This is a genomic window from Hydrogenobacter hydrogenophilus, assembly GCF_900215655.1.
Lineage (GTDB): Bacteria > Aquificota > Aquificia > Aquificales > Aquificaceae > Hydrogenobacter > Hydrogenobacter hydrogenophilus.
Window position 1 is genome coordinate 1 of record NZ_OBEN01000007.1, and the last position, 12,349, is coordinate 12,349.

General features: G+C 41.5%; 12 protein-coding genes. 5 read left to right on the top strand and 7 right to left on the bottom strand.

Annotation, left to right across the window (positions count from 1 at the left end; genetic code table 11):
• The first annotated feature begins 140 nt into the window (after nucleotides 1–140).
• From argS to CP948_RS06160, 3 genes are read left to right on the top strand one after another with little or no spacing between them, the layout of a single operon-like run.
• Nucleotides 141–1,796: an arginine--tRNA ligase gene (gene argS / locus CP948_RS06150; RefSeq protein ID WP_096602448.1), complete on the top strand. Its 1,656-nt coding sequence runs from the start codon at nucleotides 141–143 to the stop codon at nucleotides 1,794–1,796.
• A 12-nt stretch (nucleotides 1,797–1,808) separates the two neighbouring features.
• Nucleotides 1,809–2,402: an SPOR domain-containing protein gene (locus tag CP948_RS06155; protein ID WP_096602450.1), complete on the top strand. Its 594-nt coding sequence runs from the start codon at nucleotides 1,809–1,811 to the stop codon at nucleotides 2,400–2,402.
• On the top strand, nucleotides 2,399–3,451 hold the full coding sequence (locus CP948_RS06160; protein ID WP_096602453.1) for an SPOR domain-containing protein: 1,053 nt from the start codon (nucleotides 2,399–2,401) through the stop codon (nucleotides 3,449–3,451). The genes CP948_RS06155 and CP948_RS06160 overlap by 4 nt, the downstream gene beginning before the upstream one ends.
• Here CP948_RS06160 and CP948_RS06165 read toward each other — a convergent pair whose 3' ends face one another.
• The 6 genes from CP948_RS06165 to CP948_RS06190 are packed head-to-tail and all read right to left on the bottom strand — an operon-like array spanning nucleotide 3,452 to nucleotide 10,358.
• The gene (locus tag CP948_RS06165; RefSeq protein WP_096602455.1) at nucleotides 3,452–3,907 is read right to left on the bottom strand and encodes a Mut7-C RNAse domain-containing protein; all 456 of its coding nucleotides are present in this window, start codon (nucleotides 3,905–3,907) and stop codon (nucleotides 3,452–3,454) included.
• Nucleotides 3,891–5,177, bottom strand: a complete 1,287-nt coding sequence (gene leuC / locus CP948_RS06170) for a 3-isopropylmalate dehydratase large subunit (RefSeq protein ID WP_096602457.1) — start codon at nucleotides 5,175–5,177, stop codon at nucleotides 3,891–3,893. Before leuC ends, CP948_RS06165 begins: the two co-directional genes overlap by 17 nt.
• Nucleotides 5,178–5,181: 4 nt before the next feature.
• The gene (gene ftsH, locus CP948_RS06175) at nucleotides 5,182–7,059 is read right to left on the bottom strand and encodes an ATP-dependent zinc metalloprotease FtsH (RefSeq protein ID WP_096602459.1); all 1,878 of its coding nucleotides are present in this window, start codon (nucleotides 7,057–7,059) and stop codon (nucleotides 5,182–5,184) included.
• Nucleotides 7,060–7,089: 30 nt separating this feature from the next.
• Nucleotides 7,090–8,040 (bottom strand): tRNA lysidine(34) synthetase TilS, encoded by a 951-nt coding sequence (gene tilS, locus CP948_RS06180; protein ID WP_096602461.1) that lies wholly within the window; start codon nucleotides 8,038–8,040, stop codon nucleotides 7,090–7,092.
• 1 nt (nucleotide 8,041) lies between these two features.
• Nucleotides 8,042–9,265 carry a type II secretion system F family protein gene (locus CP948_RS06185; RefSeq protein WP_096602463.1) on the bottom strand — a complete coding sequence of 408 codons (1,224 nt, stop codon included), beginning with the start codon at nucleotides 9,263–9,265 and terminating at the stop codon, nucleotides 8,042–8,044.
• A gap of 1 nt (nucleotide 9,266) precedes the next feature.
• Nucleotides 9,267–10,358 carry a type IV pilus twitching motility protein PilT gene (locus CP948_RS06190; protein ID WP_096602465.1) on the bottom strand — a complete coding sequence of 364 codons (1,092 nt, stop codon included), beginning with the start codon at nucleotides 10,356–10,358 and terminating at the stop codon, nucleotides 9,267–9,269.
• Nucleotides 10,359–10,437: 79 nt separating this feature from the next.
• Here CP948_RS06190 and CP948_RS06195 point away from each other — a divergent pair, with 79 nt between their 5' ends.
• Entirely contained in the window at nucleotides 10,438–10,896 is a 459-nt protein-coding gene (locus CP948_RS06195) for a TIGR00725 family protein (protein ID WP_096602467.1), read from the top strand.
• Here the strand turns inward: CP948_RS06195 and CP948_RS06200 are convergent.
• Nucleotides 10,883–11,569 carry an SIR2 family NAD-dependent protein deacylase gene (locus tag CP948_RS06200; RefSeq protein ID WP_096602469.1) on the bottom strand — a complete coding sequence of 229 codons (687 nt, stop codon included), beginning with the start codon at nucleotides 11,567–11,569 and terminating at the stop codon, nucleotides 10,883–10,885. The two genes, CP948_RS06195 and CP948_RS06200, sit on opposite strands and share 14 nt — an antisense overlap.
• A 43-nt stretch (nucleotides 11,570–11,612) precedes the next feature.
• Here CP948_RS06200 and CP948_RS06205 point away from each other — a divergent pair, with 43 nt between their 5' ends.
• Nucleotides 11,613–12,347: a ferredoxin reductase gene (locus CP948_RS06205; protein WP_245810102.1), complete on the top strand. Its 735-nt coding sequence runs from the start codon at nucleotides 11,613–11,615 to the stop codon at nucleotides 12,345–12,347.
• Nucleotides 12,348–12,349 lie beyond the last annotated feature (2 nt).

Here is a 12,349-nt window from a genome sequence, read left to right on the forward strand (position 1 = left end):
CTATGAACTTTACGATCTGTTTGTGTTTTTTGTTTCTCATTCTAATATTATCTCCCCATTGTGGGGAGCTTTTTTGCTATTTTTTAAACAGTCTCGAGTGATCTTGACTATTCTTATGTTTTGGTGTAGTATTCTTATGCGTGAAAGAAGTTTTAGAGATCGCCATAAAACAAAAGGTAAAGGAAATATACGGGTTAGAGTCAGAAAACTTTACCATAGAAAAGCTAAAAGACAACAATCTTGGGGATTTGGCTACCAATGTTGCTTTTCTACTCTCAAAAAATCTCAAGCGCGACCCCAAAGGTATTGCACAGCAGATAGCAGAGCATTTAAGTAATGAACAGTTTTCTGCAGAGGCGGTAGGGGGATTTATAAACTTCACCTTTTCAGATGATTATCTTAAAAGAGAGTTTACTGAGCTACTTAGAAAAGGCGAAACGTATTTCGTGGAGAACATAGGCAAAGGGGAAAGTTTGCAAGTGGAGTTTGTAAGCGCCAATCCTACTGGTCCTCTTCACTTGGGACACGGAAGAGGGGCGGTAGTAGGTGATGTGCTTGCAAATCTATTGGAAACCTACGGATATAAAGTTGTCAGAGAATATTACATAAACGATGCTGGCTACCAAGTTTATTTACTTGGACTTTCCATACTTTACAAATACAAAAAGCTCTTTGGTGAAGAGGATGAACAACTAAAGGAGGTGTACGAAAGGGAAGGCTACAAAGGTAAATACATTGATGAACTTGCCAAAGATGCAAAAGCCTTTTACGGTTCTTCCCTTTTGCAAGAGGATAGAGACAAAGCTATAAATCTACTAAAAGATTACGGAGTAAAAAGGCTCTTAGAGGAAATAAGAAGCACCCTTGAACTTCTTAACATAAGGTTTGATGTGTGGTACAGCGAAAAGTCTCTTTACCTTGAAGGAAAGGTTGAGAAGGTAGTGAATTTGCTTAAAGAAAGGGGCTATACCTACGAAAAGGATGGGGCACTGTGGTTTAAGTCTACAGAGTTTGGCGATGATAAGGACAGAGTGCTCATAAGGTCTGACGGGACGTACACCTACTTTGCAGGAGACATAGCTTACCATTGGGAGAAGTACCAAAGAGGCTTTAGCAAAGTAATAAACATATGGGGGGCAGACCATTATGGCTATCTTCCCAGGTTGAAAGGAGCGCTGACAGCTTTAGGTATTCCAGAAAACTGGCTTAATGTACAGTTTGTCCAGATGGTCAGACTATTTAGCGAAGGTCAGGAGATAAGAATGTCCAAAAGGACAGGAGAGTTTATTACCCTAAAAGAACTGATAGAAGAGGTAGGGTCTGATGCTGTGAGGTTTGTGTTCCTTACAAAAAGGAGCGATACACCTTTGGATTTTGACATAGAGCTTATCAAAAGAAAAAGTTCAGAAAATCCTGTTTTTTATGTCCAATACATGCACGCAAGGATAATGGGTGTGTTTAGGGAAGTTTACGCAAGGTATCAAATAGATATAGATAAAGAGCATCTTCAAACTTTCGTACCCTTTCTTAAAGAGAGTCAGGAGATAAAGCTTATAAAAAGAGTTTTGTTTTTGAAAGATAACATAAAAGAAGCAGTCCTAAGGTTGCATCCTCACATAATAACTTACGAACTTTTAGACCTTGCTAAGGAATTTCACAACTACTATAATCACTACAGAGTGATCCTTGAAGACAAAGACCTAATGTTTGCCCGTATTGCACTGCTCAAAGGTATTGAAATATCAGTAAAATTTGCACTAAAATTAATGGGAGTCAGCGCACCCGATAGGATGTGAAGGAGGAAAAATATGAAAAAGGAAAGGCTCGTTGTTCTGATAGGTACACTCGTTGCCATAATTTTTTTCTATCTTGGCTTTAACGCTTGGTTGAAAAATAAAGAAGAGAAAATAACACCACCACCGGTAGTGATTAAACCTCAACCCAAGGAGATACCAAAGCAGGTTGAGCCCACTCCACCTGCAGAGAAACCCAAGGAAGAGAAAAGCACTGAGCAGAAAGTAAAAGTGGAGGAAAAGAAAGAGCTTCCAAAGGAAGAGAAAAAAGCTGAAAAGTTTATTAAAGAGAGGATAAAGGAGGAGAAAGAACCCCAAAAGAAAGAGGAAAAAGTTGAAAAGGCTGTTGAAGAGAAGATAAAGGAAGAGAAAAGACAAGAGAAAACCACCAAGGTAAAAAGTAAAACTTACATAGTTCAAGTAGGAGCCTTTTCAAGTATGGAAAATGCGCAAAAAGCTCTGAGAAAGGCAAAAAGCTTAGGTTATAAAGGTGTTATAGTAGAAGAAGGAGGTCTTTATAAAGTGAGGTTAAAGGTAATCACCGCAGACATAAATAAGGACTTAGGTAAGCTGAAAAGCCATTTTGGAAGTGTGCTCGTTAAACGATGAAAAAGTGTTTTGCCTTTTTCGTCTTCCTCTTAGTTTTATCCTGTGCGGTTCAAGAGCAGAGGGAAGTAAAGGAGTGGCAGTACTACTATGATCTTGGCATGTCTTCTTATGTAGCAAAGAATTATTCAGATGCCATAGCCAACTTTTATAAGGCAGTTCAGCTTTCACCGAGAGAGCCAAAGGTATGGAACGCTTTGGGGCTTGCCTATATGGAGGCTAAGGAGTTCCAAAAGGCAGAAAGCGCTTTCCAAAAAGCTCTTGAGGTTGACCCTTCTTATACTGAAGCAAAGATGAATTTAGGCATACTCTACTACAATACAAAAGACTACCAAAGGGCAAAAAGTACTCTTTTGGAAGCGCTCAAAGATGAAGCCTTTTCTCAGAAGCACATGGCTTACTACTATCTTGCTAAGGTATACAAGGAGCTTGGAGATAAGGGTATGTATTTAGACAGCTTAGAAAAGGCAACTGCTTACAATCCTCTTTTCTTAGAAGCTCAGATGGAACTTGCACAAGAGTACGAAAAAGAAGGTAATTACATAAAGGCAAGAGATGTTTACAACACGCTTTTGAACAACAATGTGGATAGTCCTATAGTGCTTTTAGGCCTTGCAAGGGTGAATTTTGAGCTAGGTAATTACGATGCGTCAAAGAACATAATAAAAACCATTATAGAAAGAAAAGACACAGATAGCTTAGTAAAAAACCAAGCTTATGAACTCCTCAACAAAGTGCTTATCAAAGAGCAGGAAAGGTACATACACTCCCTTGCACAGGAAAAGCCCAAAGAGGAGCAGAAAAGGCAAGTGGAAGAAAATCCAACTGTGAGTAAAGTTTTTACCATACAAGTGGGAAGCTTCTCCTCTTACGCAAGAGCCGAGGCTTACAAGAAAAAGATAGAGACATATCTAAAGGATGTAAGGATAGTGGAGCAGTCGGGAATTTATAAGGTTCTCTACGGAAGGTTTTCAACAAGAGAAGAGGCAGAAAAGGAACAAAAAAACCTCATGAAAAACTTTAATATACTGGGTTTCATAGTGGAGCAGTAATTAGCATCTTTTAAGAATGTCCCTTAGCATCTTTTTCATTCTTGGGAAGTGGCTACCTTTCCAAAATACACCTTGACACTTGGGACACTGGGTAAAGTCGTAGCCAAATTCGTAAACGAGAGGTGGAACCAGATCTTTTATTTTTTCCTTGTTTACACGTTCAAGCTCAGTGTTGCAGTAGGGACACCTGCTTAGTAAAAGCGTGGGTCTTATTCGGAAGTGCTTGAGTAGGAGACATAGCTGAACTTCCCAGTCATCTCTTGGAAGGACAAGATAACTAACCCCCCAATCTTTTAGATGCCTTTCCCACTTCCTTGATGTGGTGATAAACACCCTGTCTCCTTGTTCCATAATGCTCCTTTTGTTTATAGTACCTTTGAGTACAAGAACATCCTGACCCAGAAACCTCAGCCACTTAGCTAACTTTTCCAGGTCCGCCTCAAGTAGAAACTTCAAGCTCTTCTAAGCTTACTACCTCCTCAGGATGCGCTATTCTTCCAAGCACTGCGCTTGCTGCTACTACTGCAGGGTTTGCTAAATACGCTTCGCTTTTTGGATGTCCCATCCTTCCAGGGAAGTTTCTGTTAGAAGTAGAGATACACCTTTCTCCTTCTGCAAGTATACCCATGTGTCCTCCTAAACAAGGACCGCAAGTAGAGACAGAAACGACACATCCTGCATCTATGAATATGTCTATGAGACCCTCACGGAGGGCCTGTTGATAAACGCTTTTGGAGGCTGGTATTACTATACAGCGCACGTAGGGGTGTACTTTTTTGCCTTTCAGTATGGTGGCTGCTATCCTAAGGTCCTCTATTCTCCCGTTGGTGCAAGAACCTATAAAGGCTTGATCTATGGTTATGTGAGTTGATTCGCTCACTGGATGGACATTAGAAGGCAGATAGGGCCATGCAACGAGAGGTTCTATCTTACTTGCATCCCATTCGTAAACTTCTAAATACTGGGCATCTGGATCGCTCTGGTAAATTTTCCAAGGTTTTTTGGCTCTTGCAGATACATACTCTATGGTCTTTTCATCAGGTGCTATTATACCGTTCTTGCCTCCTGCCTCTATAGCCATGTTAGCGATAGTGAGCCTCTGTTCTATAGAAAGATCTCTTATAGCTTCACCTTCAAACTCCATAGCCTTGTAGAGAGCACCGTCAACACCTATCTGCCCTATGGTGTGAAGGATAAGGTCTTTTCCCATCACCCAGGGTTTTAGTTTCCCGTAGAAGATAAACTTCATAGAATGTGGAACTTTTAACCATATCTCTCCTGTAGCTAAGGCGTATGCCAGATCAGTAGAACCTACACCCGTAGCAAAAGCTCCTATACCTCCGTAAGTGCATGTGTGAGAATCAGCACCTATGACCAAGTCTCCGGGTACAACTATACCTTGCTCAGGTAGTATGGTATGTTCTATACCTTCTCCTTCCGGAAAGAACCACTTTATTTTATGTTTTTTTGCAAATTCTCTTACTATCTTTGCTTGTTCAGCGGACTTTATGTCCTTTGCAGGCACAAAGTGAGAAAGCACCAAAGCTACCTTATCTGGATCAAAAACCCTATCTATACCGTACTTCTCAAGGGTCTTTATAGACAAAGGTGCGGTCACGTCGTTAGCCATAGCAAGGTCTATCTTTGCGGTAATGAGCTCTCCCGGATAGACTTCTTTTTTTCCTGAGTGGTCTGCAAGTATCTTTTCTGTTATGGTCATACCCATGCCTTTACCTCCTTACCAAAGGTTCTTCCTGGGTTTTCTTTTCAAGGTTTAGTTCTTCTTTTTTGCACTCGTTCTTTATCTCAACTCCGTAAAGTTTGAGAACTTCTACAAACTCCTCACAGGATATGGTTTCCTTTTCTAAAAGTTTTTTCACAACAGCTTTTAGAGGCTCCTTGTAAGTTTCTATTGTTTTTTTTGTTTCCTCATAAGCCCACAAGAGTATGTTTCTTACTTCCTGATCTATCTCCCTTCTTAAGTCCTCGCTTATGTCTACCGATGTGGTTATGCCTCCTAAGAAAGGATTTACCGTTTTTCTCACTGCTAAGGGTCCCACTCTTTCGCTCATTCCCCACATGGAAACCATCCTGTAGGCAAGCTCTGTTGCTCTCTGAAGATCATTTTCTGCACCAGTAGTGATGCCTTCCTTCCCGTAAAACACCTCTTCCGCTGCACGCCCACCCATTAGGGTCAGTATCTTACCCATGAGGTCTTCTTTATCGTACATGTGTTTGTCATCTATGGGAAGCTGTTGAGTCACTCCTAAAGCCATACCTCTTGGTATTATGGATACCTTATGAAGAGCGTCTGAGCCAGGCACCATAAGGCTCATGATGGCGTGTCCTGCCTCGTGGTACGCAATTTTCTCTTTCTCTTTTGGAGATATTACCATTCCCTTTCTCTCAAGACCCATAGTAACTCTGTCTATGGCTTCTTCTATGTCTTCCATTTCTATGTAATCTTTGCCCTTTCTTGCTGCAAGAAGAGCTGCCTCGTTGAGCACATTCTCAAGGTCTGCACCTGTAAAGCCCGGTGTGGCTCTGGCTACCAGTTCCAGGTCTACATTAGGTGATAGTTTCTTATCCTTTGCATGGACTTTGAGTATTTCGTATCTTCCCCTCACATCAGGTCTTGGTATGAATATCTGTCTGTCAAATCTTCCCGGTCTTAGAAGTGCTGGGTCTAATATGTCCGGTCTGTTAGTGGCTGCTATGACTATGATGCCTTCTGATGTATCAAAGCCGTCCATCTCCACAAGAAGCTGATTTAAAGTCTGTTCCCTCTCGTCGTGTCCGCCACCTAAGTTTACAGCACCCCTTGACCTTCCTACCGCATCTATCTCATCTATAAATATGATGCAAGGAGCGTGTCTTTTAGCAGTATCAAAGAGATCTCTGACTCTTGCAGCACCTACTCCTACAAACATTTCAACGAAATCAGAACCAGAGACAGATATGAAAGGTACGTGTGCCTCACCCGCTATGGCTTTGGCAAGAAGTGTTTTGCCTACTCCCGGCTCTCCGTAAAAGAGCACACCTTTTGGTGGTCTACCACCAAGCCTTTGGAACTTTACAGGGTCTTTGAGGTACTCAATGATCTCCTTTACCTCCTCTTTGACCTCCTCCATACCTGCCACATGGTTTAGTGTTATCTTGGGTTTTTCATCTATGTAAACTTTTGCCCTACTTTTACCAAAGCTAAAAGCTCTTGAGTTTGGGTTTCCACCACCGCTTACCTGACGCATCATGTATATCCATATGCCTATGAAGAAAAGAATAGGTAGCCAAGATACTAAGAAGCTAACAAACCATCCGCTGTGCTCTGGAGCTGGAACTTCAACTTTTACACCTTTGTCTATGAGCTTGCCCACTATATCAGACCCAGGAGGGATGCCTGTCTCTATCCTCTGTCCGTCAGTGGTAACGCCTATTAGCACATTGTCCTTTACTTTAACTTCTTTGAGCTTACCTTCGTCTGCCAACTGTAGAACTGTATTTAGAGGAGTTTTAACTACCGTCTCCTTGCTTCCCTCAAAAAGATTAAAAGCAAGTATCATAAATCCTAGTATGAGTATCCATACAAAGAGATTTTTTACCCACTGCATTATTTACCTCCTAATAAGGATTAAACATAATCAACATTCTGTCCTTTGCAAGTATAGGTATGCTCCTTCAGACTTTAAAACTTTACCCTCACCAAGGTAGATACTTCCCCCTTTGTCTATCAAACACAAAGCCTGTTCTATCTTTCTAAAGTCCTTTATACCCAACCATATGGAAAGTAGTCTCCTTTGAATGGCTGGATGCAAGGACTTTAATTCTTTTCTGCGCAGAGCCTGTCCTTCTACACATTTTTCTAAAGCCATAAGAGTTTGCTGATGGATAAATGCGTTCTCTTCTTTGAGAATGTTTCTTAGCCTTAAAAAGGAAGCTTCAAGATGTGGGTTTATGTGTTTAAGTTCTGGCACTACACGGTGTCTTATTCTGTTCCTCGCATACCGGATGTCGTAGTTAGTGCTATCCTCTACCCAACTTTCCTTTCTTGATAATACAAATGCCCTTATTTCCTCTTTAGTCACCCAATAGAGGGGTCTTACCAGATCCTCTAACTTTTCGTCAAATCCTGTGAGTCCCTCAAGACCACTGCCTCGGACAAGCCACAGTATTATGGTTTCTACAAGGTCATTAAGATGATGAGCGGTAGCTATCAGGTCAAATCCTTCACGATCCTTGATGCTTCTGAGCGCCTTATATCTGAGTTCTCTGGCTAAAGCTTCAAGATTTTCCTTACTTTCCTGTGCCATCTTTTTGATTTTTAACCTCTCAACAAATATCTCCAAACCTTTTCTTTTGGCAAACTCTACTGCAAACTCTTCGTCTCTGTCAGATTCTTCCCTTATACCGTGATTTATGTGCGCCAAGGCAAGTCTTTTTAGCTTAAAAAAGTCTTTTAGTTCTATCAGAGCTAAGGTGAGAGCAACAGAGTCCATACCACCAGAAAAAGCTACCAGCAATGATGTATTTTCAGGTAAAAGCCTTTTCTTTCTCTGAAGGGTTATGACTTTTCTGAGGAGTTGCTGAGCCATATTAACCTTTGATGAGCTCACCCATCTTGAATATGGGCAGGTAAAGAGCTATAAGTATGAGACCCACTATACCACCTATAAACACCATAAGAGCAGGTTCTATAAGCTTTATCATGCCTTCAACCGCTCTGTCAAACTCATCTTCGTAGAACCTGGCTATGGTATCAAGCATCTCATCAAGTCTTCCTGTATCTTCGCCTACTCTCACCATGGCTATCACAAGCTTAGGAAATATGCCCGTCTCTTCTAAAGAAGCGTGCATGGGTTTTCCTTCTATAACATTCTTCTTTGCTCTATCAACAGCTTCTTTTATGATCACATTTCCTGTAACCTGACCTGCTATATCAAAGGCTCTATCAAGGGATACACCGCTTGCAAAGAGCGTAGCCATGGTGCGCGCAAACTTTGCCATAGAGCTTTTGAGTACAAGTTCTCCCATCTTGGGTACTTTAAGAGAAAAGGCATGAACGGACTTTCTAAAAGCGTAGTTGTTTTTGTAAAGTAGTCTGAAGACAACGGAAAATAGTATTACAACACCTATTATAAGTAAGAGGTTGTTTCTCAAAGCGTTTGAAGCATTTACCAGCATCTGAGTAGGCAAAGGAAGCTCTCCACCTAAGCTTTTGTAAAGCTCCGCAAAGGTAGGAACCAAATAGTAGAGTATACCTGTAACTATGATAGTAGCTATAACCACAACGAAGATGGGATAAAAAGAGGCACTTTTTATCTTGCTTTTTATCATTGCCATTTTCTCGTAGTAATCTGCAGCTCTTATAAGTGCGGTATCAAGATTACCTGTCTCTTCACCCACCTTAGCGAGGTTTATTACAAGATCGGGAAAAACCTTTGGAAACCTTCTCATGGCAGCAGAAAGAGACATACCTTCACTTACCATTTTTGCCACTTCCTTTCCTGCTGTAGAGAGCTGTTTGTTAGGAAGTTGTTCTGCAAGTATGTTTATAGCATCTATTATGTTAACACCTGCGTTTATCATGGTACCCAATTGCCTGCAGAATATGGATATATCCCTGTCTTTTACACCTCCAAACAGGGGAATTTCAAAAGACCACTTTCTTTCCTTCTTTTCTTCTAACTGTTGCACTTCAACTATGGCAAAACCTTTCTGTTGAAGTTCAGAAATCAAAAGCTCATGGCTGGGATATGTAACTTCTTGCTCCACAAAGCTCCCATCTTCTGCAAAGGCTCTGTATCTAAAACGGGGCATGTTATATGCTCCTGCCTATCATTCTCTCCAGCTCTTTCACATCAGGAGAGTACTTGAAGGCATCGTCAAGGGTGATAAGTCCCATCCTGTATAGACCTGCCAGAGACTGATTCATAGTTTGCATACCCGTTTCTGCCTGACCGCTTTGCATGATGGCATAAACTTGCTGAAGTTTGTTTTCTCTTATGAGGTTTCTTATGGCTGTGTTGGGAATCATAAGCTCGTAAGCTAGCACTCTGCCACCCCCCACCTTTGGCAGAAGTCTTTGGGCTATAACTCCCTGAAGAACAAAGGACAGCTGTATTCTTACCTGCTCCTGCTGTGAAGGAGGAAACACATCTATGATCCTCGTTATTGTGGATATGGCGGTGTTGGTGTGAAGAGTTCCAAACACTAAGTGTCCTGTTTCTGCAGCTCTTAGAGCTATTTCTATGGTCTCTAAGTCCCTCATTTCACCAACAAGAATGACATCTGGATCCTCTCTGAGAGCTGCTCTAAGAGCACTTGCAAAACTGTCTACATCTTCACCTATCTCTCTCTGATTTACTATACTCTTCTTGTGTTGAAAAACATACTCAATAGGGTCTTCTATAGTTATTATGTGATGAGGAAAGTTTTCGTTTATGTAATTTATAAGGGATGCCAAGGTTGTGGTTTTTCCTGAACCCGTAGGACCTGTCACCAGAACTAACCCCATACTCTTATGGCAAAGCTCAAGCACCTTTTCAGTAAGCCCAAGTTCTTTGACACTCATGATCTTGTAAGGAAGCCTTCTGAAAGCACCAGCTATTGAACCTCTCTGAAGAAATACATTGGTTCTGAACCGCCCCACATCCTTGATTCCAAAGGAAAAATCCACCTGACCTTTCTCCTCCAATTCCTTTCTGTGTCTTTCAGACATAACAGAGTAGGCGAGCTTTTGAGTCATTTCTGGCGTCAGCACAGGGTAATCAGAAAGGGGTGTGATCCTTCCATCTATCCTCACGGAAGGTTTGGCACCAGGTGTAATGTGAAGGTCGCTGGCACCAAGCTGTACTGTCTTTACCAAAAGGTCAACGAGCTTAACTTCTTGGGACTGGGCGCTTGGAGTCATTTTTCCCTCCTCATTAAATAGTATATGCAAATTCCTTTGAATGAGAAGTTTTATTATATAAATTAGGAGGCTGAAAGTTTTGAAAAACAAAGTTGTGTCCGTTATTGGGTCTTCACAAGCCACAGAGGAAGAGTACCATGTGGCTTACCTTGTGGGTTTTGAACTTGCAAAGCGTGGCATATTGGTGGTGTGTGGGGGAAGGGGTGGTGTTATGGAAGCTGTTTGCAAAGGAGTTAAAGAAGGCGGTGGTATGAGCATAGGGATTCTTCCTTCTTACACGGGAGAAGAAGCCAATCCCTTTGTGGATATAAAGATAAAGACGGGTATGAACTGGAACAGGAATCCTATAGTGGTAGCAAGCGGTGATATGGTCATTGCCATAGGTGGACACTGGGGCACCCTTTCAGAGATAGCCTATGCCATGATACTTGAAAAGTATGTAGTAGGATATAAGACCCATCCTATAAAGGGAGTAGACCATGTTGAGAGTGTAGAAGAGATACTCCGAAAGGTTGATGAGTATTTTAGAGGAGCTTAATAAACTCTTCTATGCCTTCCGAGGCTTTCTTTTTTATCATTATGTCTGCTATTTCTGATATAGGTGTGTCCTCTGGGTTTATCTCTACCAGCTTGGCTCCCCCCTGTTTTGCCAAAAGGGGAAGCTGTGCTGCAGGATAAACAACTCCAGATGTGCCAACAACCAAAAGAATGGAACAGGATTTTACGAACTTTATGGCTGTTTCCCATTCTTCTTGGGGTAGGCTCTCACCAAACCATACTACATCTGGTCTTAGCAATCCTTTACAATGTTTGCATCTTGGTGGGATCTCCTCTAAGGGCACTCTGTAGTCGTAATACCTTCTACCACAAGCTGTACACAATACACGCCATATATTACCGTGAAGCTCAACTACTTTTTTTGAACCCGCTTTTTGGTGCAGTCCATCCACATTTTGGGTTATGAGAAGAAAATCCTCAAAGAGGTCTTCTAACTTAGCTATAAGGAGATGTCCTTTGTTGGGCTCCGCTTTGTTAATGATAGCTCTTCTCCAATCGTACCATTCCCAAACCAACTTAGGATCATTTTTAAAAGCTTCAGGCGTTGCTAACTCTTCAGGTTTAAAGGTTTTCCAAAGGCCAGAAGAACCTCTAAAGGTGGGAACACCACTTTCTGCGGAAATACCCGCACCAGTAAGAACAGCCAACTTCATAATGGTTTATAATATTACCTAAAGACGGGATATAATCCTTAACATGATTGAGAAAAAACCCATACTTGAGTTTCAGGCACCCATTGTGGAGATCATAACAGAAACACCAAGTACCAAAACACTGGTATTTGACATAAGGGGTACAAACTTTGACTTCTATCCAGGGCAGTATGTAATGTTAGAAGTCCCTTATCCTCCTACCGGAGAACTGCTCAAAAGGGCATACTCCATAGCTAACTCTCCCTTACAAAAAGATCGCCTTGAACTAACCGTAAAGAAAACTCCTAACGGTAAAGCATCAGTTATACTGACAGAGCATGTTAAGGTGGGCGATACCTTTAAGATAAAGGGTCCTTACGGAAAGTTTGTATGGCTCCCTGAGATGTCTGACAGAATAGTCCTCATATCCGCAGGAAGCGGTATAGTTCCTCTTATGTGCATACTCAGGTATATAGTTTCCGCAAAACTTTATCATGTAAAAGCCACTTTGCTTTATTCCAATACATCTTACGAGGAAATCATATACAGAGAAGAGTTAGAACGCATGAAAAATTATCCTAACATAAAGGTAGTACACACTCTCACACGCTCTGTGCCAGAAGGTTGGAAGGGTTATACTGGTAGGATAAACCCTGATATGATCCTCAAAGAAGTTCAGGACATACCCTTAAACCTCTATTACTTGTGTGGTCCTCCCAAGTTTGTTGATGATATAACTTCTATGCTCTTAGAGTTGGGTGTTGATAAGGAAAGGATAAAAAAGGAAAAGTACGACTGACT